Annotated in this window: 19 protein-coding genes and 2 tRNA genes; 4 read left to right on the top strand and 17 right to left on the bottom strand. The window is 64.4% G+C overall.

Annotated features, from left to right (window positions below; all coding sequences use genetic code 11):
- Window positions 1-18 precede the first annotated feature (18 nt).
- Together STE01S_RS03685 and STE01S_RS03680 are read left to right on the top strand one after the other, a co-directional pair.
- Window positions 19-1,380: a M28 family peptidase gene (locus STE01S_RS03685; RefSeq protein WP_062764959.1), complete on the top strand. Its 1,362-nt coding sequence runs from the start codon at window positions 19-21 to the stop codon at window positions 1,378-1,380.
- 146 nt (window positions 1,381-1,526) lie between these two features.
- Window positions 1,527-1,778: a hypothetical protein gene (locus STE01S_RS03680; RefSeq protein ID WP_003051737.1), complete on the top strand. Its 252-nt coding sequence runs from the start codon at window positions 1,527-1,529 to the stop codon at window positions 1,776-1,778.
- Window positions 1,779-1,891: 113 nt separating this feature from the next.
- On the opposite strand, the gene STE01S_RS03675 is transcribed toward STE01S_RS03680, so the two are convergent.
- From STE01S_RS03675 to STE01S_RS03650, 6 genes are all read right to left on the bottom strand, one after another.
- Window positions 1,892-3,751, bottom strand: a complete 1,860-nt coding sequence (locus tag STE01S_RS03675) for a CshA/CshB family fibrillar adhesin-related protein (protein ID WP_062764957.1) — start codon at window positions 3,749-3,751, stop codon at window positions 1,892-1,894.
- 104 nt (window positions 3,752-3,855) lie between these two features.
- Window positions 3,856-3,932, bottom strand: a tRNA-Pro gene (locus STE01S_RS03670).
- Between the two features lie 38 nt (window positions 3,933-3,970).
- A complete protein-coding gene (locus STE01S_RS03665; RefSeq protein WP_062764954.1) occupies window positions 3,971-5,446 on the bottom strand; it encodes a M20 family peptidase in 1,476 nt (491 codons plus the stop codon).
- A 60-nt stretch (window positions 5,447-5,506) separates the two neighbouring features.
- Window positions 5,507-5,582 (bottom strand) — tRNA-Ile (locus tag STE01S_RS03660).
- A 10-nt stretch (window positions 5,583-5,592) separates the two neighbouring features.
- On the bottom strand, window positions 5,593-6,534 hold the full coding sequence (locus STE01S_RS03655; protein ID WP_255265870.1) for a polysaccharide deacetylase family protein: 942 nt from the start codon (window positions 6,532-6,534) through the stop codon (window positions 5,593-5,595).
- Between the two features lie 119 nt (window positions 6,535-6,653).
- Window positions 6,654-8,288, bottom strand: coding sequence for a sensor histidine kinase (locus STE01S_RS03650; protein ID WP_062764952.1), 1,635 nt, complete (start codon window positions 8,286-8,288; stop codon window positions 6,654-6,656).
- 152 nt (window positions 8,289-8,440) lie between these two features.
- Between STE01S_RS03650 and STE01S_RS03645 the strand changes: the two genes are divergently transcribed.
- Window positions 8,441-8,914: an Lrp/AsnC family transcriptional regulator gene (locus tag STE01S_RS03645; protein WP_003051752.1), complete on the top strand. Its 474-nt coding sequence runs from the start codon at window positions 8,441-8,443 to the stop codon at window positions 8,912-8,914.
- Window positions 8,915-8,974: 60 nt separating this feature from the next.
- Here the strand turns inward: STE01S_RS03645 and STE01S_RS03640 are convergent, their stop codons facing one another.
- Together STE01S_RS03640 and STE01S_RS03635 are read right to left on the bottom strand one after the other, a co-directional pair.
- On the bottom strand, window positions 8,975-10,267 hold the full coding sequence (locus STE01S_RS03640; protein ID WP_062764951.1) for an SEL1-like repeat protein: 1,293 nt from the start codon (window positions 10,265-10,267) through the stop codon (window positions 8,975-8,977).
- A 160-nt stretch (window positions 10,268-10,427) separates the two neighbouring features.
- Complete coding sequence (locus STE01S_RS03635) at window positions 10,428-10,724, bottom strand: hypothetical protein (protein ID WP_062764950.1); 297 nt, start codon at window positions 10,722-10,724, stop codon at window positions 10,428-10,430.
- Between the two features lie 68 nt (window positions 10,725-10,792).
- On the opposite strand from STE01S_RS03635, the gene STE01S_RS03630 reads away from it, so the two are divergent.
- Window positions 10,793-13,150, top strand: coding sequence for a coiled-coil domain-containing protein (locus tag STE01S_RS03630; protein WP_062764948.1), 2,358 nt, complete (start codon window positions 10,793-10,795; stop codon window positions 13,148-13,150).
- Between the two features lie 466 nt (window positions 13,151-13,616).
- Here STE01S_RS03630 and STE01S_RS03620 read toward each other — a convergent pair whose 3' ends face one another.
- The 9 genes from STE01S_RS03620 to STE01S_RS03580 are packed head-to-tail and all read right to left on the bottom strand — an operon-like array spanning window position 13,617 to window position 22,962.
- On the bottom strand, window positions 13,617-13,877 hold the full coding sequence (locus STE01S_RS03620) for a DUF1467 family protein (RefSeq protein WP_003051636.1): 261 nt from the start codon (window positions 13,875-13,877) through the stop codon (window positions 13,617-13,619).
- A 3-nt stretch (window positions 13,878-13,880) separates the two neighbouring features.
- Window positions 13,881-15,515, bottom strand: a complete 1,635-nt coding sequence (locus STE01S_RS03615; protein WP_003051633.1) for a ribonuclease J — start codon at window positions 15,513-15,515, stop codon at window positions 13,881-13,883.
- Entirely contained in the window at window positions 15,512-16,297 is a 786-nt protein-coding gene (locus STE01S_RS03610) for a type III pantothenate kinase (RefSeq protein WP_058811636.1), read from the bottom strand. The genes STE01S_RS03615 and STE01S_RS03610 overlap by 4 nt, the downstream gene beginning before the upstream one ends.
- 2 nt (window positions 16,298-16,299) lie before the next feature.
- Window positions 16,300-17,103, bottom strand: a complete 804-nt coding sequence (locus tag STE01S_RS03605; RefSeq protein ID WP_082813206.1) for a biotin--[acetyl-CoA-carboxylase] ligase — start codon at window positions 17,101-17,103, stop codon at window positions 16,300-16,302.
- Window positions 17,025-18,455: an NADH-quinone oxidoreductase subunit NuoN gene (gene nuoN, locus STE01S_RS03600; protein ID WP_062764943.1), complete on the bottom strand. Its 1,431-nt coding sequence runs from the start codon at window positions 18,453-18,455 to the stop codon at window positions 17,025-17,027. Before nuoN ends, STE01S_RS03605 begins: the two co-directional genes overlap by 79 nt.
- A complete protein-coding gene (locus STE01S_RS03595) occupies window positions 18,452-20,014 on the bottom strand; it encodes an NADH-quinone oxidoreductase subunit M (RefSeq protein ID WP_082813205.1) in 1,563 nt (520 codons plus the stop codon). Before STE01S_RS03595 ends, nuoN begins: the two co-directional genes overlap by 4 nt.
- The gene (nuoL, locus tag STE01S_RS03590) at window positions 20,011-22,044 is read right to left on the bottom strand and encodes an NADH-quinone oxidoreductase subunit L (RefSeq protein WP_062764940.1); all 2,034 of its coding nucleotides are present in this window, start codon (window positions 22,042-22,044) and stop codon (window positions 20,011-20,013) included. The genes STE01S_RS03595 and nuoL overlap by 4 nt, the downstream gene beginning before the upstream one ends.
- 4 nt (window positions 22,045-22,048) lie before the next feature.
- On the bottom strand, window positions 22,049-22,354 hold the full coding sequence (gene nuoK, locus STE01S_RS03585) for an NADH-quinone oxidoreductase subunit NuoK (RefSeq protein WP_003051614.1): 306 nt from the start codon (window positions 22,352-22,354) through the stop codon (window positions 22,049-22,051).
- Window positions 22,351-22,962 carry an NADH-quinone oxidoreductase subunit J gene (locus STE01S_RS03580; protein ID WP_003051606.1) on the bottom strand — a complete coding sequence of 204 codons (612 nt, stop codon included), beginning with the start codon at window positions 22,960-22,962 and terminating at the stop codon, window positions 22,351-22,353. Before STE01S_RS03580 ends, nuoK begins: the two co-directional genes overlap by 4 nt.
- Between the last annotated feature and the right edge of the window lie 10 nt (window positions 22,963-22,972).

Below are 22,972 nucleotides of genomic sequence, written 5' to 3'. Positions count from 1 at the left end.
GCTGGTTAGGACAGAGGCATGACACATCGCCGCACCATCGCCCGCCTGACCGGCCTCGCCGCCTGTCTTTTGTCCACCGCCGCCCTTGCCGCGCCGAGCGCCGTCGAGATGGCGCAAACGGGTGAAGACCCGGCACTCAAGATCACCGAAGACCTTACGACCGAGATCGGACCGCGCATGGCGGGGACCGAAGCCGAGGCCGCGGCCCGTAAATGGGCGGTCGAACGGCTGCGTTCAATGGGCTTCGCCAATGTTCGTGAAGAAGCCTATACCATGCCGGTCTGGGTCCGCGGCGCCGAGACGGCCGAACTCACCGGACCGTTCCACCCCCAGAAGCTCGCGATCGCCGCGCTGGGCAACAGCGGCTCGACCGGAGCCGACGGCATCGAGGGCGACATCGCCTATTTCCCGAGCTTCGACGCGCTGAAGGCCGCGCCCGATGCCGCGGTCAAAGGCAAGATCGTCTTCATCGACAACCAGATGAAGGCGGCGCAGGACGGCAGCGGCTATGGCTATTTCGGACGCGGGCGCTTCGTCGGGCCAAACGCGGCCGCCAAAAAGGGCGCCATCGCCATCGTCATCCGATCGATCGGCACCGACAGCCATCGCAATCCGCATACCGGCGTGACCAATTTCGAAGCCGGTGTCACGCCGATCCCCGCGGGTGCCATCTCCAATCCCGACGCCGACCTGCTCGTCCGGCAGTGGCAGCACGGCAAGCCGCTGCGGCTGAAACTGTTGCTGACCCCGAAAACACTGGGCGACCAGCCGTCGGGCAATGTCATCGCCGAAGTCCCCGGCAGCGATCCCAAGGCAAGCCCGGTCATCATCGCCTGCCATCTCGACAGCTGGGATCTCGGCACCGGCGCGATCGACGATGCGGCGGGCTGCGGCATCATAACGGCCGCGGCGAAGCATATCATGGCCGCGGGGCAGCCGCGGCGGACGATCCGCATCCTGTGGGCCGGTGCCGAAGAAGTCGGCGTGTTCGGGGGCAAGGCCTATTTCGATGCCCACGGCAAGGAACGCCACGCGGTTGCCATGGAGTCGGATTTCGGAGCCGACCGCGTCTGGCGCGTCGATTTCAAGCTTCCCGATAGCGCGGCCGGGCTTGCCGACCGGATCGCCGCGGCACTCGCGCCTTATGGAATCACCCGCGGAAAGCAGCCTGCGGGTGGCGGCGCCGATGTCGGCGCCCTGATCGAGTCGGGGGTGCCGACCATCGACCTGCAACAAGATGGGACACGCTATTTCGATATTCACCACACGCCCGATGACACGTTCGACAAGGTGGATCCCGCGCAAATCCGCCAAAATGTGGTCGCCTGGACGGTAACGATCGGGCTGCTTGCAAATAGCGCCGATGCCGAGCTACCATGACGGACAGCGCGGGGTAATCAGAACAGGGCGCGCCTGCCATCTCAATTATTTTTGTTGACGATTGGTACGGAACGTCTAAATCCCGCCGCTCGCGGGACGGGAAAGTTTCCCCAGCGCGGAATGGCATTTTAGGGAGCCCACACATCATGAAGAAGTTTGCTGCTATCGCTGTTGCTGCCAGCATGTTCGCCCTCGCCGCTTGCGGTGAAAAGGCTGCTGAAGAAGCGACCACCGAAGCTCCGGCTGCTGACACCGCCGCTGAAGCTGGTGCGGACACCGCCGCTATGGCTGCTGACTCGGCTGCTGCTGCTGCCGACACGGCTGCTATGGCTGCTGACACCGCCGCTGCCGCTGCTGACTCGGCTGCGACCGCTGCCACGGCAGAAGAAAAGAAGTAAGTCACAGCCCTTCGGGGCAATGACCGAAACAAAGGGCGGTCTTCCTTCGGGAAGGCCGCCTTTTTCTTTGCGCGATGCCTTTTGCCTTCGTCAGCCTGAGCGCACGCCGCGGATCAGTTGATCCGGCCCTCGATGCTCAGCGTGAAGCTGGTAGGCGTGCCGGTCGATCCCGCCATGCTGCCCTGCGGCCGCAGGCAGACATAGCGGACCGCGGGGTCGTAGGTGGTGACCGGCGAATAGGTGCAGGCGGCAAAGCTGGCCGGCGCGGTTGCAGCATTGGAATAGCGGATATCGCTCGCGGCGCTGAAGGTCAGCGCGCTCGTCGGCGATCCCTGGGTGAAGACCGGCGATGCCGCGGTCCCGACGCTGATCTGCGCCGGCAAGCTGTCGACGATGAACACGCTGTTGCTGTCGGTCGCGGTCGGTCCGCTGTTCTGAACCGTGAAGCTGTACCGCACGACCGCCCCCGGTATCGCCTTCGGGTTCGTCGTGCCGTTCACGGGGTCCGATACCAGCGTCGAACTTTTGGCGATTGCCAGCGTGGCGTTCGATCCGCGCTTGGTATTGGTGATGACGCAAGCGATCACATCGCCCATTTGCGGCGTCACACTGCCGCCCGCGGCTGTCGGCAGGACCGTCGAAGAGGTCGCCGCATTGGTGCAGCTCATCGTCGCCGTATACTGGCCCAGCGTCGTCGTCCCTGCGGCCGCTTCCGACAGGCTGTACGCCGTGCCGGCGCTGAGCTGCACCTGCGGCGTCGAACCATTCGACACGGTCGCCCCGCTGCCCGTCGTGGTGGTGGTGCCGACCACCGTGGCACCCTGCGCGATCGTCAGGGTGAACTGGTCGCCGCTGAACTGACGGCCGGACGCTGCCAGAGCCTTGGTCAATGTCAGATGCGGATAAGGCGTCTCGGTAAAGGTGCATTGCACCGCATCGCCGAACTGGAGCGATCCGAAATTATAGGCGGTGGTGACGACATTCGTCGGCAGCGGCGTGCTCGAACCGGTTGCCGTATTGGTGCAGGTCAGCGCCGAGCGATAATGCGACAGGCTGTTGACGCTGCCGGCGGCCATCGTCTGGTTCAATGTCAGCGGGATCGCCGCCGAGCTCGACAGCGCGGCCGAGGTAAAGGGACCGAGGCCGGTGCCGCTCGACGTCCCCGTTGCCAGCGTCGATCCCGTTCCCGTCGTGTTGACCGAAAAGGTGAACTGGTCGGCCGGGTTGGCGCGTGCGCCCGAAATCTGCGTGTTCAGCCGGATCGAGGCGAAGCGCACCGCGAACATCGCGCCTTGCAGCCCCCCGCCCACCAAAGTCGTCGTTACCGACGTCGGCGATGTCGACCCCATGATATAGGCGCCGACGGTCCCCGCAGCGCCCGTTTCGGTGAAGCTGTTCGTTCCCGTCCCGGTCGTCGTCGGATAGGTGCTGCCGCTGATCGGCCCGGCGCGATCGAGCTCCTGCCAATTGCCGCCATTGGTCTGGAATCGCAGCGATTCGCCTTCGTTGCTCGACTCGCCGTCGGCGGCGACAAACATATAGGCGCTGATCGTCCCGGCTGCGGGCGGCGTCAGCGCGATGCTGCTGATCGCGATGGTCGTTGTCCCGGCCGCGGTCTGATACATGATCGGACGCCCGGCGATGCCAAGAAAAGCCGTATTGCCGACCGCACTGCCCGACCAGGACGGCGATGTAGCGGCGGTCATCGCCGCCCCCGACACCTTGAGATTGAAGCTCATCACCGTGCCGTCGGACAGGGTGAAGGAAAAATTCTGTCCGGACGCCGATCGCGCCGTCGTTTCGCTGTAACCGGTAAAGTCGAGCCAGCAATAGGTCTGCCAATCGGCAGGCCCGGTCGATCCCTGAGCGGTCGCGTAATAGCAATTGGCCGCCATTGCGGGACTTGCAGCGCACAGCGCCGCAAACAGCGCCGCCAGCGCCGCGAACAGTTTCTTCAGACTGCCGCCGGTCATCTCGATATCTGGTCCCTATCTCGACCCACAAGAATAGAGAGGATTGTTTAGCAGCGGGTTAAGCATGGCCGCGCGCAGCCAGAGGGGGCGCTGCGGTGAAGCATTGGTCGGGGAGACAGGATTCGAACCTGCGACATCCTGCTCCCAAAGCAGGCGCGCTACCGGGCTGCGCTACTCCCCGACCGTGGAAGGCGCCTTAGACAGGCTTGGGGCGCAAGTCTATCCCGCTGACGTCGCGATCAACCGCGCATAGAAATCGATCATGCGTTTGAAGCTGTCGACGGCCATATGCTCGTTGGTGCCGTGGATCATTGCCGATTCCTTCAGCGTGAAGTGCATCGGCATGAAGCGATAGACGTCCTCGGACACGCCCTCCATGCTGCGGCTGTCGGTGCCGCCGACGACGAGCATCGGACTGAGCACCGCCTCGGGCGCGTCGGCGCGTGCCGCTGCAGCGATCCATTTCCAGCCCTGCGACGTTGACGAAGAGATGCGCGACGGTTCGCGCGGCGGCTTGACCCAGGCGAGATCGACCTTGGCATCGCCCACTGCGGCCTTCGCGCGCGCCATGATGTCCGACGACCGGTTCCACGGCGCGATGCGATAGTTGATGAGCGCATTGGCCGATTGCGGCAGTACGTTCTCCTTGGGACTGCCCTCGAGCATCGTCGGCGCGATCGTGGTGTGAAACGCCGCCGCGGTCGACGGCGAGCCGTCAAGCTGGCGCTTGAGTATCGGCCCGAACAGCCACTGGTTGGCGACCGCCATCTTGGTAACGCCGCCTTTCTTCGCGGCGAGCACTTCGATCATCGAGGCGCCGGGGCCGCGCACTTCCATCGGAAAGGGATCGCCGGTGATGTCGAGAATCGCCTTGGCCAGCGTTTCGACCCCGGTTTCGGCCGGCGGCATCGAGCTATGCCCACCGGGGGCATTGGCCGTGACCTTCAGCGTGCCATAGCCCTTTTCACCGACGCCGATCAGGATGGCCGGGCCGTTGATGACCGGCGTGTCGGTGAGCACGATGCTGCCTTCGTCGATAGTGAAGATCGCCTTGACGCCCTTCGCCTTGAGCTGTGCGGCGGCGGCGATCGCACCCGATCCACCCGCTTCCTCGTCGTGGCCGGAGACGAGGTAGATGCTGCGCTTCGGCTTGAAACCCTGCACCGCCAGCGCATCAAGCGCCTCGAAAAGACCGACGAGCGATCCCTTGTCGTCGACGGTGCCGCGGCCCCATACCGCGTTATCGGCAATCGTCCCGGCGAAGGGCGGATATTTCCAGTCCTTCTCGGTCCCCGGGGTCACCGGCACGACATCCTGATGCGCCATGACGATGATCGGCGCCGCGGCGGGATCGCTGCCCTGCCATTGGTAGATCAACGTCTTGTTCGGCAGGATGGTGCGGGTCATCGCCGCATGGGCCGCCGGATAGCTCGCCGCGAGCCAGCCGTGCAGCCGGTCCCACTGCGCCCCGTCGTTGTCGGCGGCATCCTGATGCGAGATGGTCGGAATCTGGGCCGCTTCGCTGAGGTGCCGGACGGCGGCCTGCAGGTCGTACGTAGGCGCGGGCGCGAGCGTCACGTCGCTGCCGTCGGCGATGTCCTTGGGCGCAAAGGTCGCGGTTCGCACGCCCACGACAGCCCCGACCGCCACGATGACCGCCAGCCCGCCGAGCAGGATCGTCTTCTTGCTTGCCATGTCCCTCTCCCTTTCAACTCGGCCCAATGGACAGCGACCGGTTGCAATTTGCAAGGAAAATGGTGGGCCCGGCAGGACTCGAACCCGCAACCTAGCCGTTATGAGCGGCCAGCTCTAACCATTGAGCTACAGGCCCCCGAGAGGGATCAGCGGGCGATAGCCGAGCGCGTCGCCATTGCCAATATGCCGTCGGTGTCGATTGCGACGATGCCGCGCCGCGCCAGATGGTCGAGCACCACGTCCCACCAGCGGTAGAAGAGATCGAGGTCCGCGTCGCTGCGCACATAGGGCGTGTTGCCCGGTTGCAGCGAGGGCGAGTGGAACGAAAAGTTGAGAATGGGCAGGCTTTGCTCGATCGCGATGTCGATCGCGCGGCACGCCTTGTCGGCGGGAATGCCTTCGGGCGTCAGCGCGATGCGTTCGACGAGCCCCAGGCGCGCGAGCGCGGCGCCGGCGCGCAGCCCATCGCGCGCCACCCGGTGATAGACCGGCGGACCAAGGCGGCCGAGCGCGCCCCCGAAGACGGTTGTGACGGGGACTTCCAGAATGGCATCGCTCCCCTGCCCCACCCACCAGGGCCGCAGCGGCGCGCAGCGATAGTCGGGACCATGGCCGGGACGATAGTCGAAGCCCGACCGGACCGAGGTGTCGAGCCGAAAGCCGAGGTCCGCCAGCATCGCCGCGCTGCTGCGTCCCAGCCCGTAGCGCCCCGCACGATAGGCGAGCGGCGCGGCGCCGAACCGGTCGCGGATGCCGTCGCGGAGCGTCTGCATCTTGGCGCGCTGCAGTGTTTCGGGGAGATTCCCGGTGTAGCTGTTGCGGTCATTCACCGCCTCGTCGAACGGCGGCGTGACCCAGGGATGGAGTTGGGCGCCGATGTCGCAGCGGCCTGACGCCAGCGCCGGTGCTAGAATGGCGACCGCCCGGTCGTCCTGCACGATCGGCCAGTCGACGAGATAGATGGGACGCACCCCGGCCCGTTCGAAATAGGATTGGCAGGCGGACAGCGCGGGGACCGAATCGAGCCGGAAATCGGTCCGCGAAAATGGTCCGTTCCAGTCAAAATCTTCCTCGGTATCGATCGTCACCCAAAAGCGCGGCGCCTCACCGTCCTTGAGTGCAATTTGACCGGATTCCGGAGGATAGGCCTGAATATTGGCCGCAGAACCCACCTTATTCCCCTTTACCCCGCCCCTATGCGGTTCGGCTATTCGCCGTGTTGGGCACCGAGTTCGGTGTCGGCCCTTGGGTTGGCCGAGGGAAGATACAAGGTCAAGGCATTATGACCGATATCGAGTCGTCCCCCGGCGCCGCGCGCCAGGCTGTCAACCAGTCGCAACGAGAAGCCGAGGCTGAGGATCGCAGCCCCGGGCGCCTCGCCTTCGGGGCTGAAGCCCGGATCGAGCAGATCGGCCGCCGATGCGAAGCGGATCGCGGCGGGACGCACGATGCGCAGTTGCAGCATGTCATCGGGACCGGCCTCCGCAACCAGCTGCCCGACAAGCGTCGTACCGGCTTCGCAAATATCGACGAGTGCGGTGAGCAGACGACCAACCATCCGCCGCGAATTGGCATCGTCGGCATGAGCCAGAAAGGGACCGCCGACGCGCGAAATGCTGAGGTCGATCCGCTGGTCGGCGAGCAGCGGCGCCAGGTCGCCTTCGATCTGCGCCATCACCGTCGCAAGGTCGGCGACCTCGTCGCTCGCCTTCGTCTCAACGACGCCTGTCGAACGTGCCGCGACCTCAAGATCGTCGATGATGTCCTGAACCGCGCCCGCGTCGGCGATGATCGAATCGGCCATCTTGCGATAGGCGCCGCTGACCGGACCGAACATCTGTCCCGAAATAATCTGGGCAAAGCCCGAGATCGCATTGAGCGGGCTGCGCAGTTCATGGATCAACTGCCGGATAGAGTCGCCCGAATCGCTCGATTCCGGGCGGCCATAAGGCAATTCATTGTGCTGCGGCCGCCGAGCGGTGCCGCGATAGCCGCAAAACTGGCCGGTCGCGGGATCGAACCAGGGCAATGCCGAAAAGCGCCATTCGCCGGCGTCAGCTGCCGACCCTTCAAGGATCATACGGGCGTTGACGATTTCGGCACGCTGGCGAAACGCGCCCACTGCGGCGCCATCGGTCCCTGGCTCGCCGCCCAAGGCGCTCTCGGCGATCGACAGACCGATCGCCGCGCCGCGGGTTATTCCGTCGACCCAGCGGATCACGCCGTCGGGTCCGGTTTCGAACAGGAAGCTCGTGCGCGGCCTTGCCGGAGCAGGCTTGCTGCGCGACGACTGATATTTGTCAATTCGCCGAACCAGTTCGCTGATCTGGCTAGCAGGCGCCTCGTCGACGATATCCGCTGCCGAAGCGTCGGCGGCCGCGATCGCGGGTTGCGGCAGCGCGACCGATCCCGCTCCCAAACTGTCCAGTGCGCGGCGCACGCTCACGGGCAAATCGCTGCGCCCGGCGAGGATCGAGCGCGCGGTGGCGGCGGTCGTCGGCAGCATCGCCAACCAGTCCGCTTCGGCCAGCCGAGCGCGGCGCAGCATCGTTGCGGATACCGCCGGCACATCATTCGCATAAAAGGCGACCAGCGGCGCAAAGCGTCCGTGGCGGGCCACCGCAACGGCGCAATCGCGCCGCACCTTTTCAGGCACATCGCGGCGCAGCACCGCGAGCGCGTGGAAGGCGCGACGTATATCGGTCGTATCCAGTTGATTGCCGCGCTGCGCCAGAATATCGGTGAGCTGGCGCCACGCGGCGATGCTCGCACGGCGGTCCGCCGGCGCTTGCCGCAAGATGGTCGCGATCATCGAGTCAGCGGTCACGCGAGGCCAGCCCATTCCCGTTTTGTTGGTTAGCGGAAGCTTAGCGGCTAGCGTGAATCAATCGCTCACGAAAGAGGGTAAGGGCGCCACGTCACATTGTGGGACAATTGCAATCGCCTGAAATAATATTATGGTGAGGGCAATCGGGGAAAGCGGATGTTTCAATGATGGCAAGCCAGAAGTTCGATCAAATTGATTTGCAGATCCTCAACGAGCTGCAGAAAAACGGGCGCATAACCAACGTGGAATTGGCACAGCAGGTGGGGCTGACGGCTCCCCCGTGCCTGCGCCGCGTCCGCGCGCTGGAGGAGTCGGGCGTGATACGATCCTATCACGCCGATCTCGATGCCGCGAAGCTGGGTTACGGGATTACCGTCTTCGCGATGGTCAGCCTGCGCAGTCAGGCCGAATCCGACCTCAAGGCGTTCGAGGATTATGTCGGCGGGCTGGCCGAAGTGCGCGAATGTTACATGCTCAACGGCGAAATCGACTTCCTGCTGAAGGTCGTCGCGCGCGACTTGCAGAGCTTTCAGTCGTTCCTGACGGCGCATCTCACCTCGGCACCGAATGTCACGAGCGTGAAGACGTCGCTTACGATTCGCACCGCCAAACAACTCGCTGGCATCCCGGTCGAGCCATAATCGCGGCGCGCACAAAAAGGGGCGCCCTCCTTGCGGGAGGGCGCCCCTTTTTATGTCCGATCAGTTCGCCGGTGCGGTGGCGGGAGCCGCTGCTGCGGCTGCAGCGGGCGCTTTTGCCGACAGGTGGATGGTCGACAGATTCGCGAGACGTGCCCGGTCACCCTGCACCTTCGCGAAGCTGGCGATCGCCGCATCCTTCTGCCCAGCGAGAGCCTGCGCGACGCCGAGGCGATATTGCGCAAGCGGGTCGCCGCCGGCAGCCGCCTTTTCATACAGCGAGATCGCGGTCGCATAGTCGCCGATGCCGACAAGGCCGTCGGCGGTCTGGCGCGCCAGCTTGGGGTTCGCTGCGGTTGCAGGCTTGGCCGCGTCGCCCTTGAGCGCGACGGCGTCGGCCTTGGCGCGCGGTTCCTGCGATTCGAGGATCGTGTTGAAACGCTCGTCGGACGTCTGGATGACGTTCGCAGCCTGGCCTTCCTTGATCACGGCCACTGCTTCATTCGGATAGCCTGCCTCGGTCGCCAGCGCGGCATATTCAAGATATTCGGGACGCTGCGTCATCGACTTGGTTGCGCGCATCAGGCGGAACGTGTCGAGGTTCATGACCTTGTCGCTCGCTTCCTGCTGCAGCAGGATGAAGAGCGTGTTCCGCCAGATCACCGGCTGCGGATAGTCCTGCAGGCGCATCGCCAGCATATCGAGCAGTTCGCTGTTGCGCTTCGCCGCCTGCAAGGCACTTGCCGGGCGAACATAAAGTTCTTCCGACGGCACACGGCCCGCGGCACGCGCCGCGGCGATCGCGTCCTTCGCAACAGCAAGCCCCTGATCGACCTGGTTCAGCTTGAGATAGCTGTCCATCAGCAGCACCGGCAGTGCCTGCTCGGTCGAACCGGCGGCCTTTGCGGCTTCCAGACGCTTGACGGCCTTCGCATAATCCTTGTCGCCATAGGCGAAATTGCCCGAGAAGAAATTATAGGCGGCCAGGCTTTCCGGCGGCGTCAGGCCCGATTCAAGCATCCCGTCGAGCGCCTTGCCCTGGATCGCCTTGTCGCTCTTGCCGATGCCGAGCTGAAGTTCGTAGAAAGATACCAGATATTTGTCGTCGGGGCTCGTCGCGCTCGCCTGCCCTTCGGCCAATGCGGCTTCGAGGGCCGCCATGTCCTTGGCCTTCGCCGCCTCGGTCAGCTTCTTGAGCGCAGGGCTGAATTCCTTGCTGGGCTTGAGCTGCGCGCCCTTCTGCTCTTCTTCCTTTTTCGGCTTTTCCTTCGCGACGGCGGGCGCGGCGACAATCAGGGCGCAGCCGAGGACGGCGGCAACGGCGGTTGCGGACGTCTGGCGGAAACGCTTGAACATCGAAATCTCTCCTTTGTATCAGCCGCCGGTTTCCCGCACGAACAGGTCCGGCCACGTTCAGCAACGCGGCTAGCCCCGTCGCGTTGCCATGGCAAGACGAGCACAGTCGATATTTCCAATGGAGGTTGCCGCCTGAACGGCGTTTGAACCCGAAACCGGGTCAGCCGATGGCGTCGATGGCGGCGTTGATATCGCGCAGCACTGCCGGATCGCCCGGGACCCCGGCCATCGCGCCTTCCGCAAGCTCGATCAGCGAGATGACCCCGAAGGTCGCGGCGAGGCTCTTGAGCCGCAGCGCCGCCATATGCCAGTTGGCATCGCAGCGCGACCGGCGCATCAGGTCGGCAAGCTCGCGGGCGCTGTCGGCAAAAACGGCGCGCAGATCCGTCGCCATCGCCGCATCGTCGCCGATGGCCGAAGAGAGAAAGCGATCGAGAGGGCCGCTGTCGAACGACATTCCACAGCCTTGACAGCCCATGGTTAAGTTTCCGTTTCATGGTGGGCATTTGATGCTAAGATGGCCCGATGACGGGGGAAAAGAAAATCGTCGGTCTGTGGCGGGAGTCCGCGGCAAACCCGGAGAATGAGACGCCGGCGCAGACCGATGCACCGGCGAGCGAAGCCGCGCCCGCCCTCGAAGCCGAGGTTCCGGTCGAGCGCGAATGGCTCGATATGACGCCGCTCGCGACCGATGACGACGATATGCCCGATGCAGAGAGCGGCGCGTGGCGCGACCGGCTGTTGCCGACGCTGCTGGTAATCATCGGCCTCGGCTGGTGCCTGTTCGCTCTGTTTACCGCGACGAAGGGTTTCGCGCGTCCGGTCGCGCTCGATCAATGGCCGGCGCTTGTCGCGACCCTGTCGATGCCGCTCGCTTTGCTGACTCTGCTCTGGATGGCGCTGCTTCGGTCGAGCCGGTCCGAACAGGCGCGCTTTGCCCGCCTCGCCGCGGCGCTGCGCCATGAAAATGATGCGCTTGCGCAATCAATGGCGGTGCTTGGCGAGAAACTCGGCGAGGCTCAGCGTCAGCTTTCGGAACAGGCGCGCAATGTTCAGCAGCTGGGCGTCGATGCCGTGCTCCGGCTCAACGATAGCAGCGACAAGCTCGCAACCAATGCGTCGGTCATCGCCAACGCCCACGACCAGCTCGCGCGATCGGGCGATGTCGCGATGCAGCGCATGGACGGCCTGCTCGCCGGGCTGCCGCGCATCGACGATGTGGCGCAGCGGCTCGCGGTCAATTTCCGCGAAGCGGGGCTCGTCGCACATCAGCAGGGCGCGAATCTTGAAGCCAAGCTCGCCGAACTCGGCGAAGAGGCGGCCAAGGCCGCGCGGACCGGCGAAGCCGCCGCAGCGGGCCTCCACGAAGCGCTCGGCGCGCTGCAACAGCAGACGCAGGAAACCGAATCGGGGCTGATTGCCGCGGCGTCGCAAGTCACCGACGCGCATGGCGTCGCGCTGGCGCAAATCACCCAATCCTCGGCTTCGATCCGCGATACGCTGCAGACGACGGTCGACAATCTGGGCGCGCGGCTCGACACCACCTGGCAACAATATCGCGACCGGGTCGATGCCGCCGCAGACCAGATGGATGCACGCCTTGCGTCGGCAGAAGCAGCCGGCACCGCGCTTGGCGACCAGCTCGCGGCGCATGGCACGGCGAGCGAGGAACTCGCGGCGCGGATTACGGCGCATGTCACCGAAACGCGGCAGCAGCTCGAGGTGCTCGATGTCAGCGTATCGGCCAGCACCGGCGTCATCGGCCGGGCGATCGACGATACCAAGGCACAACTCGGCGCCTTCATCGCCGATGTGCAGACGGGGAATAATTCGGCGCATCAGCTGATCACCCACGCCGAGTCGCTGTTGCTCGCGCTCGATGCGGTGACGCGCGAACTCGACGAAACGCTGCCCCATGCGCTCGACCGCATGGCCTCGCACGGCAAGGCGACCCAAGGTGCGCTCGGGCAGATCAAGCCGCTGCTCGAAGCCTCCGAACTCGTCGCGCAATCGACCTTGTCACACGTCAACGCAGTCAAATCGACGTTGCAGGCGAATGAAGCCAAGATGGCCGAGCATGGCGAAAGCCAACAGGCGCTGACCGATCGGGTCAACGCAGCGCTTGCCGACGCCGATGCGGCCCTGGCCCGGCTGCGCGCCGGGGCGGACGATTTCGCCGACCAAGGCGGGGCGCGGATGATCGCGACGCTTGCCGAAGTTCGCACCACCGCCGAGTCCGCAGCCGACGAAGCGCGGCAGACGCTCGAGCGACTGGTCGGGAATGCCCGCGATGCGATGCAGGCGACCGCGACCGAGGCCATCGACGCGGCGTTCAAGACCGAAGTGGCGGCGCAGCTCAAGGCGGTCGAGGATGCCTCGCAGCGCGCGGTGGAAGCGGCGAATGGCGCCGCCGATCGGCTCATGCGCCAGCTCATCACGATCATGGACACCAGCGCCAGCGTCGAACAGCGCGTGGCCGAAGCCGAGCAGGCCATTGCCGCATCGGATCGCGACTCGCTCGCGAAACAGGTCGGCATCCTCACCGAAGCGCTCAAATCGAGCGCGATCGACATTACCAAGGTGATGTCGAGTGAGGTCAGCGACGCCGCGTGGGACGCCTATCTGAAGGGGGATCGCGGCATCTTCGCGCGGCGCGCGGTGAAGCTGCTCGACAACAGCGAAACCAAGGAAATTCTGCGCCTCTACCAGAATGACGATGGTTTCCACGCAGCGGTCAATCAGTTCATCCATGACTTCGAGGCGATGCTGCGCCTGTTGATCGGCGCGCGCGACGGATCGGCGATCAGCGTGACGCTGCTGTCGTCGGACATCGGCAAGCTGTACGTGGCACTGGCGCAGGCGATCGACCGCCTGCGGAACTGATTGCGTAGCCAGGGCGCGCGGCAGTGGATGGGCTGCTATCGACCGGTTTTTGACGTTCGATCGGCGACGGAGATCAAGGCAGCTCGCATTTCAGCCACAGCCTCCCGATCGGCTGACCACATCCACAAGTGGCTGAGTATTGTCTCGTAATAGATCCACACAGGCTTTGAGTTCCACACGGCGTCGCACTCAACATAATCTTCGTAACGATCATATGGCGGCAGGTGGATGCCGGATTTTGGGTACATCTCCGCGAACTGCTCTAAGACTGCGCGATGAGGTGCCTCATCGTCGATCAAGTCGCTCCAAAGATGAAATCCCCAACCCTTTGGGCCGGTATTACCATACTGCGGAGAAGGGAAAACTTCTTCGATATTGGTGTAGCGAGGCATTGTCGTCGTGTAGCGGTAGTTATGTCCGCTTCCCACCCCAAAGCAGCCCTTCTACCCTAAACCGCCCTGCCGCGTCAGGCGCGGCCGCTCAGGACGTCAGGGTTTGTCCAGCCGTTGATATAGGCGACATAGAAGAGGCCGAAGGCGATCGTCGCGACGATCGTGATCTGGATCAGGATGCGCAGCGGGTGGAAGCGCGCGGGTGCGCCCGGCTCCTGACCGTCGATCAACGGCACGGCATCATCCTCGGCGCGGCGGCCGTGGAAGGGCAGCACGAAAAAGGTGCTGAACGCCCAGATAAGCAGATAGATGGCGAGCGCCGAGGTCCATTTCATCGGTCAGATATCCAGAATCAGCACATCGACGATCGGCTTTTTGCCGGTCCAGTCGGTCGCGATTCGCCGGACGCCGAGCCGGATCGCTTCCTTGAGGGCATCGCGGTCCCGCGCCGGGGATTTGGCTGCCTTTTCTGCAGCGGCGTTCATTTCGTCGAGAAAGGCTTCGCGCTCGTCCTCGACCGGCACGCCGCGATACTGGATCGCGCTGTCCGCGAATTTGCCCCTGGACAGCACGACCGCGACCGAAATCTGGCCGTAGAAGGACAATTTGCGCCGTTCGTTGATCGTTTCGCCATCGGCGGGCAGGATCACGTCGCCGTCGAGGATGAGTCGGCCCGAGCGCACGCGCTCGAGGATACGAGCGGGACCGGGGGCCAGGCGCACCAGATCGCCATTTTCCTGCACCAGCGCGTCGGGGACGCGTTGTTCGAGAGCGAAACGCGCCTGTTCGTGCATATGGCGGATCTCGCCATGCACCGGCACGATCAGCCTGGGACGCAGCCAGCCATAAAGCGCCGCAAGTTCCGGCTGCCCCGGATGGCCGCTGACGTGAATATGCGCCTGCTTTTCGGTCACGGTCAGAATGTCGCGCGCCGCGAGCTGGTTCATGATCCGCCCGATCGCAATCTCGTTGCCCGGAATCTGCTTGGACGAAAAGACGACCGTATCGCCCGCCTCGAGCTTGATCTGGTGAATCCCTTCGGCGATGCGCGCGAGCGCGGCGCGTGGTTCGCCCTGCCCGCCCGTCGCGACGATCATCACCTTGTCGCGCGGCAGCCGCATCGCTTCGTCGAAGTCGACCGTCGCCGGGAAATCCTTGAGATACCCCGCGGTGCGTGCAACGCCCAAAATGCGATCGAGCGACCGCCCCGCGACGCACAGGGTGCGCCCGGTGGCCTTGGCGACCTGCCCCAGCGTGTCGAGGCGCGCCGCGTTGGAGGCGAACGTGGTGACGACCACCCTCCCCTTCGCCGCGCCGACGGCGGCGAGCAGACCATCGCGCACGCCGCCCTCGGTACCCGATGCCTGCGCATTGAAAGCATTGGTCGAATCGCAGACAAGCACATCGACGCCTTCATCGCCCACCGCGGTCAGCGCCGCGGCGCTCGACGGTGTGCCGATGACCGGATCGTCGTCGAGCTTCCAGTCGCCGGTGTGGAAGACGCGGCCATAGGGCGTGTCGATCACCGCCGCGCTCATCTCGAGGATCGAGTGGGCGAGCGGCATCAATCGGATACCGAACGGGCCGATGCGGAACTGCGCATCGATATCGACAACCTTCAGCTCGACCTCTTTCTCCAGCCCTTCCTCGGCGAGCTTGTGCGCGATCAGGCCGGCGGTGAAACGATTGGCATAGAGCGGCACGCCAAGGTCGGCGGCGAGATAGGGAATCGCGCCGATATGATCCTCGTGCCCGTGGGTCAGGATGATGCCGAGCAGGTCGGCCTTGCGATCCTCGATAAATTCGAGGTCGGGCATGACGATGTCGATGCCGGGATAATCCTGCGACCCGAAGCTGACGCCGAGATCGAGCATGATCCACTTGCCGTCGCAGCCATAGAGATTGGCGTTCATGCCGATCTCACCCGACCCGCCGAGCGCGAGGAAAAGCAGTTCCTTGCCGGGAACGGTCATGCCGAAATGCCTCTCTGATTATAGAGGTGCATCAACCCGTTGAGCGTCAGATCGGGTTCGACCCGGTCGAACAGATGCGCCTGTTCCTGAAACAATATCGCGAGCCCGCCCGTCGCGATGACGGTGACAGGCTTGCCGATTTCTGCCTTCATGCGGTGCATAAGCCCCTCGATCATCCCGACATAGCCCCAATAGACGCCGATCAGCATCTGGCTTTCGGTGGTGCGGCCGATGACGCTGTTCGACGCCGGTGCTTCGATCGCGATGCGTGGCAGCTTGGCGGCGGCATTCACGAGCGCTTCGAGCGACAGATTGACCCCGGGCGCGATGATGCCACCGAGATAGGCGCCGTCGGGCCCGATATGATCGAAGGTCGTCGCGGTGCCGAAGCTGATGACCAGCTTGTCCTTGCCCGGCTCGATCGCTTGCGCCGAAATGGCGTTGCAGGCGCGGTCGGCGCCCACCGCCTGCGGCTCGTCGACCTTGAGCGCGATGCCCCAGCTTACCGGCTCGCGACCGGCGACGAGCGCCTCGACACCGAAATATTTGTCGGCGAGCAACTGCAGATTGTGGAGTGCGCGCGGTACGACGGTCGAGATGATCACGGCGTCGATTTCAGCGCGGTCGAGCCCTTCGAGCCGCAGCAATTGATCGAGCCACACCATATATTCGTCGGCGGTGCGCCGGTCGTCGGTCGCGATGCGCCAGCGCGCGACCGCCATCGAGTCGCGGAAAACAGCGAATTTCGCGTTGGTGTTGCCGACATCGATCGCGAGCAGCACGGTTATGTCCCCTCCTCTACGGGTCGCCGCAATTCGACGTCGCCCGCATGCACCAGCATGACCTCCCCGTCGGCGCGGCGCAAGCGCAGCGCTCCGTCGGGCGCGAGGCCGTCGAAATATCCGTCGAGTGCCTGTTCGGACACATGCAGCGGCGTGCCTACGGGATGCCCCAACGGCAACCAGGCGCGCACGATGCTTTCGACGCCTTCCTGGCGCCAGGTCCAGAGCGCATCGGCCATGGCGACCGCCAGCGCATCGGCAAAGCGGTCGCGGTCGATCGCCGCGCCCTTTTCGGCGAGCGATGCGGTGGCACGGTCGGGCAGATCGGGCGCCGAAACCAGATTGACGCCGACCCCGATGACGACGCTGTCGCCGCTGCGCTCGAGCAGAATGCCCGAACATTTGGCACCGTCGGCCAGGACATCATTCGGCCATTTGAGCTGGAAGTCGATCGCCGGCGCGAGCGCGCGGATCGTCTTCGCCAGCGCGACCCCGGCGACCAGCGCCAGCGTCGCGGCGAGCGGGTCGCCGGCGCGCAACTGCACCACCGTCGATCCCATGAAATTGCCGAGGCCATCGCCCCATGCGCGGCCCAGCCGCCCGCGTCCGGCGGTCTGGCGGTCGGCGACGAGCCAATGCCCCTCGCCGACATGCTCGCCCGCCGCCAGCCGCGCCAGCAGGTCGGCGTTGGTCGAACCTGTCTGCGCGATCCGCTCGATCGGCGGGATCAGAACAGCACCGCAGCCGCGGTGGCGGAGACGACCGCCAGCACCGGAATGAAGAAATAGCCGACGACCGACAGCCACAGGGCGCTGGCGGTAATGACCGCATCCTCGACCACGACGCCGCCGGTACCGAATTCAACCTCCGACTTGTCGTCGAAGTACATCGTCTTGATGACCGCGATGTAATAGAAGGCCCCGATCACCGACGCGACGATCCCGGCAATCGCCAGCGGCAGCAGATTGGCATCGACCGCGGCCTGGAACACCAGATATTTCGGCCAGAAGCCAAAGAGCGGCGGAATGCCGGCGAGGCTGAACAGGAACACCGCCATCGCCGCGGCAAGCCCCGGGCGGCGCTGCGAAAAGCCCGCGAGCGCCGGGATGCTTTCGATCGGATTGCCGTCGGTATCGCGCAGCTGGAGCACGACGAGGAAGCTGCCGATCGTCGTCACGACATAGACGAGCAGATAGGTCAGCACCGACTCGACGCCCTGCTGGGTGCCGGCGGCCAGGCCGACGAGCATGAAGCCGACATTGTTGATCGACGAATAGGCAAGCAGGCGCTTGATATTCTTCTGCCCGATCGCCCCGACAGCGCCGAGGATGATCGACGCGAGCGCGAGGAAGATCATGATCTGCTGCCACGCCGCGGTCGCCGGACCCATGGCTTCGATGACGACGCGCGTCATGAGCGCCATCGCCGCGACCTTCGGGGCGCTGGCGAAGAAGGTCGTCACCGGGGTCGGCGCGCCTTCATAGACGTCGGGCGTCCACATGTGGAAGGGCACCGCGCTGATCTTGAACGCCAGACCGGCGATCACGAAGACGAGGCCGAACAGCAGACCGTTGTTCATGCCGCCGCCCATCGCCTGCGCGATGCCGGCGAACTGCGTCGTTCCCGAAAAGCCGTAGAGCAGCGAAATGCCGTAGAGCAGCATCCCCGAAGCCAGCGCGCCAAGGACGAAATATTTGAGCCCCGCCTCGCTCGAACGATCGTCCGAGCGCATGAAGCTGGCGAGCACATAGGCGGCAAGGCTGTTGAGCTCGAGCCCGACGTAGAGCGTCATCAGGTCGCGCGCCGACGCCATGATACCCATGCCGAGCGCCGCGAACAGGATCAGCACCGGATATTCGGCGCGCATCGCGTCCTTGAAGAAGCGCGGCGCGATCAGGATGCAGATGAAGCTTGCGGCATAGATGAGCAGCTTGGCAAAGCCGCCGAAGGCGTCGACTTCCAGCGTATTCGAAAAGACCGAAGCCTGCGTCCCGAACATCGCGACGACCGCCGCCGCCGCAGCGGCAAGCGTGACGAGCGCCGCAAGCTGATAGAGGCCGACCTGGCGGTCACCGCCAAATGTCCCGAGCAGCAGTGTAACGAGCCCGCCGATCGTCAGGATCAGTTCGGGCCAGATAAGGGCGAGATCGGCGGTCATTGGACGCCTCCCGCATGATGCGCTTCGCCGGCGGCGGCCTCTCCATGCGCGTCGTGCGCCGCCTTGGGCTTCCCGGCGGTGACGTGGGCATCGCCGGCGGGCTTGGCGGGCGCGAGGCGCGCGACCACGGTGGTCACGTCGCCGCGGATCGGGGCGAGGAAGCTTTCGGGATAGACGCCCATCCACAGCGCCACCGCGGCCAGCGGCACGAAAATCGCCCATTCGCGGGGATTGATGTCGGGCATGGCCTTCACATCGTCCTTGGTCAGTTCGCCGAACACGATGCGGCGATAGAGGTAAAGCATATAGGCGGCGCCCAGGATGATACCGGTCGTGCAAACCAGCGCGACCCAGCTCGACGCTTCGTAGATGCCGGCGAGGCTCAGGAATTCGCCGACGAAGCCGCTGGTCCCCGGAAGGCCGATCGACGCCATGGTGAAGAGCATGAAGAACAGCGCATAGGCCGGCATGTTCACCGCGAGGCCGCCGTAGCGGTCGATCTCGCGCGTGTGCAGCCGGTCATAGATCACGCCGACGCAAAAGAAGAGCGCGGCCGAAACGACGCCGTGGCTGAGCATGATGATCATCGCGCCTTCGATGCCCTGCTGGTTGAAGGCGAAGAGGCCCGCGGTCACGATCGCCATGTGGGCGACCGACGAATAGGCGATCAGCTTCTTCATGTCGCTCTGCACCAGCGCGACGAGGCTGGTGTAGACCACCGCGATCATCGACAGCGCAAAGACGATCCACATCAGCTGCGCCGAGGCATCGGGGAACATCGGCATCATGAACCGGATGAAGCCATAGCTGCCCATCTTGAGCAGCACGCCCGCCAGGATCATCGAACCTGCCGTCGGCGCCTGGACGTGCGCGTCGGGAAGCCAGGTGTGGACCGGCCACATCGGCATCTTCACCGCGAGGCTGGCGAAAAAGGCAAGCCACAGCCACGTCTGCATTTCCGGCGGGAAATTATAGACGAGCAGCGTCGGGATGTCGGTCGTCCCCGCTTCGCGGATCATCGCGATCATCGCGATCAGCATCAGCACCGATCCGAGCAGCGTGTAGAGGAAGAATTTGAACGCCGCATAGATGCGGTTCGCGCCGCCCCAGATGCCGATGATGAAATACATCGGGATCAGGCCGGCTTCGAAGAAGATATAGAAGAGCAGCAGATCCTGCGCCGCAAAGACGCCGATCATCACCACTTCCATGACGAGGAACATCGCCATGTAGAGGCCGACGCGCTTCGTCACGGATTGCCAGCTCGCCAGGATGCACAACGGCATCAGGAAGACGCTGAGCATGATCAGCACCAGCGCGATTCCGTCAATGCCGAGCGCATAGTTGAACGGGCCGAAGATGCCGCGATGCATCTCCTGAAACTGCCACTGCGCGCCGCCGATATCGAAATTCGCCCACAGCATGACGCCGAGCGCGAAGTCGATCAGCGTCGCCGCGAGCGCGATCAGGCGCGCGTTGCGATCGCCGGCGAAGACACAGGCGATGGCGGCGACCGCAGGGACCGCCAGCATCAGCGAAAGGATCGGAAGATCGCTCACTGGAACTTCACCATGGCCCAGCTGGCGAGGCCGACAAGACCGAGCAGCATCACGAACGCATATCCATAAACATAACCCGATTGCAGCCGGACCGCGAGCCGGGTGCCCCCCTGGACGAGTGCCGCCACACCATTGGGACCGAAACGGTCGATGGTGCCTTCATCCCCACGCTTCCAGAAGAAGCGGCCGATCGCGAACGCCGGCTTGACGAAGAGGAAGTTGTAGAGCTCGTCGAAATACCATTTGTTGAACAGGAATTTGTGCAGCAGCGAGAACTGCGCCACGAACCGCGCAGGCAGCGTCGTGTTGCGAATATAGCTGTTCCAGGCAAGGAACAGGCCGATCGCCATCACCGTGAACGGCATCCACTTGACCCACAGCGGCACTTCGTGCGCCGCGTGCATCAAATGTTCGTTGAACGCCAGGCTGCCCTTCCAGAAAGCCGCGCCCTCTTCCGGGTAGATGAACTGGTGGTTGAAGAGCATCCCCGCAAACACCGCGCCGAGCGACAGCACGCCCAGCGGGATCAGCATGTTGATCGGGCTTTCGTGCGGATGATAGCCCGCCGTGCCGTCGCCGTGCGCATCGTGGTGTGCAGCAGGGGCGTGATCGTCATGGCCGTGGCCATGATCGTCGTGCACCGCATGCTGGATATGCTCGCTCTGCTCCCACCGCGGCTTGCCATAGAAGGTCAGGAAGACGAGACGCCATGAGTAGAAGCTCGTCAGCAACGCGGCGAAAATACCGACCCAGAAGGCGATCTGGCCGCCACCGCCAGCAGCGAACGCTGCCTCGAGGATCCCGTCCTTCGAATAGAAGCCAGCGAAACCCGCCACGCCCGCGATGCCGACGCCGGTGATCGCCAGCGTCCCCATCATCATCGCCCAATAGGTGAGCGGGATATGTTTCCGAAGCCCGCCATAGTAACGCATGTCCTGCTCGTGGTGCATCGCATGGATGACCGAACCCGCGCCCAGGAACAGCAGCGCCTTGAAGAAGGCGTGCGTGAACAGGTGGAACATCGCCGCGCCGTAAGCGCCGACGCCCGCCGCGAAGAACATGTAGCCGAGCTGCGAACAGGTCGAATAGGCGATGACGCGCTTGATGTCCCACTGCGTCGTGCCGACGGTCGCGGCGAAGAAGCAGGTCGCGGCGCCGACGAAGGTGACGACGCCCGCCGCGACCGGCGCGGCTTCGAACATCGGCGACAGGCGGCAGACCATGAACACGCCCGCGGTGACCATCGTTGCGGCGTGGATCAGCGCCGACACGGGGGTCGGACCTTCCATCGCGTCGGGAAGCCAGGTGTGCAAGCCAAGCTGCGCCGACTTGCCCATCGCGCCGATGAATAGCAGCAGGCAGAGCACGGTCATCGTGTCGAAGCGGTGGCCGAGAAAACCGATCGTCGATCCCGCCATGCCCGGCGCCGCGGCCAGAATCTCGGGGATCGAGACGGTGCCGAACACCAGGAAGGTGCCGAAGATGCCGAGCATGAAGCCGAGGTCCCCGACGCGATTGACGACGAACGCCTTGATCGCTGCAGCATTGGCGCTCGGCTTCTTGTACCAGAAACCGATCAGCAGATAGGACGCCAAACCAACGCCTTCCCAGCCGAAGAACATCTGGACGAGATTGTTCGCGGTCACGAGCATCAGCATCGCGAAGGTGAAGAGCGACAGATAGGCGAAGAAACGCGGCTGATCCGGGTCCTCGCTCATATAGCCCCAGCTATAGAGGTGGACGAGCGCCGAAACGGTCGTGATGACGACCAGCATCACCGCGGTCAGCGTGTCGACGCGCAGCTCCCAGTTGAACTGGAGTGCGCCCGACGAAACCCAGTGCAGCACCGGCGTGACGCCGGCTTCGCCCGTTCCCGCGACAAAGGACAGAAAAATCGGCCAGCTCAGCGCGCAGCTTGCGAACAGCGCACCGGTGGTCACGAGCTTTGCCGCGGTGGTGCCGATGGCGCGCTGGCCCAGACCTGCGACAAGCGCCGCGAGCAGCGGCAGGAAAACGATCGCCTGAATCACCGGCTTACCCCTTCATCCGGTTGGCATCGTCGACGGCGATGGTGCCGCGGCCGCGGAAATAGATGACAAGGATCGCGAGACCGATCGCGGCTTCGCCCGCGGCAACGGTCAGCACGAACATCGAAAAGACCTGCCCCACCAGATCGCCCAGCGCGGCGCTGAACGCCACGAGGTTGATGTTCACGGCAAGCAGGATGAGCTCGATCGCCATCAGGATGACGATGATATTCTTGCGGTTGATGAAGATGCCGAGCACACCGAGCGTGAACAGCACCGCCGAAACGGCGAGATAATGGCCGACCGAAATCACAGTTCCATCCCCTGCCCGACGCCCGGATCGACGAGGCGCGTCGCATCTTCGGGACGGCGGCGCACCTGCTGGCTGATATTCTGTCCGCGCACGCCGCCGCGCTGGCGGTGGGTGAGCACGATCGCACCGATCATCGCGACGAGGAGGACGATGCCCGCCGCCTCGAACAGGAAGATGTAGCGCGTGTAGAGCAGTTCGCCGATCTGCTGGATATTGCTCTTGTCGCTGACCACGGGCGCGGCGCGCGCCGCAAGATCGATCCCCCCGGCGCTCCAGGCGCCGACCGCGAACACCAGTTCGGCGGCAAGGATGATCGCGACGAGCGCGCCCAGCGGCAGATAGCGCACGAAACCGGCGCGCAATTCGGCGAAATCGATGTCGAGCATCATCACGACGAACAGGAACAGCACCGCGACCGCGCCGACATAGACGATGACGAGCAGCATCGCGATGAATTCGGCGCCCGCGAGCAGCATCAGCCCCGCCGCGTTGAAGAAGGCGAGGATCAGCCACATCACGCTATGCACGGGATTGCGGGCGAAAATCACCATCGCGGCCGACGCGATCACGATGGTCGCGAACAGGTAAAAGGCGATCAGTTGAATCATGTCCGCGCGC

Source organism: Sphingopyxis terrae subsp. terrae NBRC 15098 (assembly GCF_001598815.1).
Taxonomy (GTDB): domain Bacteria; phylum Pseudomonadota; class Alphaproteobacteria; order Sphingomonadales; family Sphingomonadaceae; genus Sphingopyxis; species Sphingopyxis terrae.
The sequence above is the reverse complement of the archived record's forward strand: the minus strand, read 5'-3'. Positions and strand labels throughout refer to the sequence as shown.

Coding starts and splice junctions, on each gene's coding strand:
- STE01S_RS03685 (WP_062764959.1), top strand. CDS start 19: ATGACACATCGCCGCACCATCGCCCGCCTGACCGGCCTCGCCGCCTGT.
- STE01S_RS03680 (WP_003051737.1), top strand. CDS start 1,527: ATGAAGAAGTTTGCTGCTATCGCTGTTGCTGCCAGCATGTTCGCCCTC.
- STE01S_RS03675 (WP_062764957.1), bottom strand. CDS start 3,751: ATGACCGGCGGCAGTCTGAAGAAACTGTTCGCGGCGCTGGCGGCGCTG.
- STE01S_RS03665 (WP_062764954.1), bottom strand. CDS start 5,446: ATGGCAAGCAAGAAGACGATCCTGCTCGGCGGGCTGGCGGTCATCGTG.
- STE01S_RS03650 (WP_062764952.1), bottom strand. CDS start 8,288: ATGGGCTGGCCTCGCGTGACCGCTGACTCGATGATCGCGACCATCTTG.
- STE01S_RS03645 (WP_003051752.1), top strand. CDS start 8,441: ATGGCAAGCCAGAAGTTCGATCAAATTGATTTGCAGATCCTCAACGAG.
- STE01S_RS03640 (WP_062764951.1), bottom strand. CDS start 10,267: ATGTTCAAGCGTTTCCGCCAGACGTCCGCAACCGCCGTTGCCGCCGTC.
- STE01S_RS03635 (WP_062764950.1), bottom strand. CDS start 10,724: ATGTCGTTCGACAGCGGCCCTCTCGATCGCTTTCTCTCTTCGGCCATC.
- STE01S_RS03630 (WP_062764948.1), top strand. CDS start 10,793: ATGACGGGGGAAAAGAAAATCGTCGGTCTGTGGCGGGAGTCCGCGGCA.
- STE01S_RS03620 (WP_003051636.1), bottom strand. CDS start 13,877: ATGAAATGGACCTCGGCGCTCGCCATCTATCTGCTTATCTGGGCGTTC.
- STE01S_RS03615 (WP_003051633.1), bottom strand. CDS start 15,515: ATGACCGTTCCCGGCAAGGAACTGCTTTTCCTCGCGCTCGGCGGGTCG.
- nuoN (WP_062764943.1), bottom strand. CDS start 18,455: ATGACCGCCGATCTCGCCCTTATCTGGCCCGAACTGATCCTGACGATC.
- STE01S_RS03580 (WP_003051606.1), bottom strand. CDS start 22,962: ATGATTCAACTGATCGCCTTTTACCTGTTCGCGACCATCGTGATCGCG.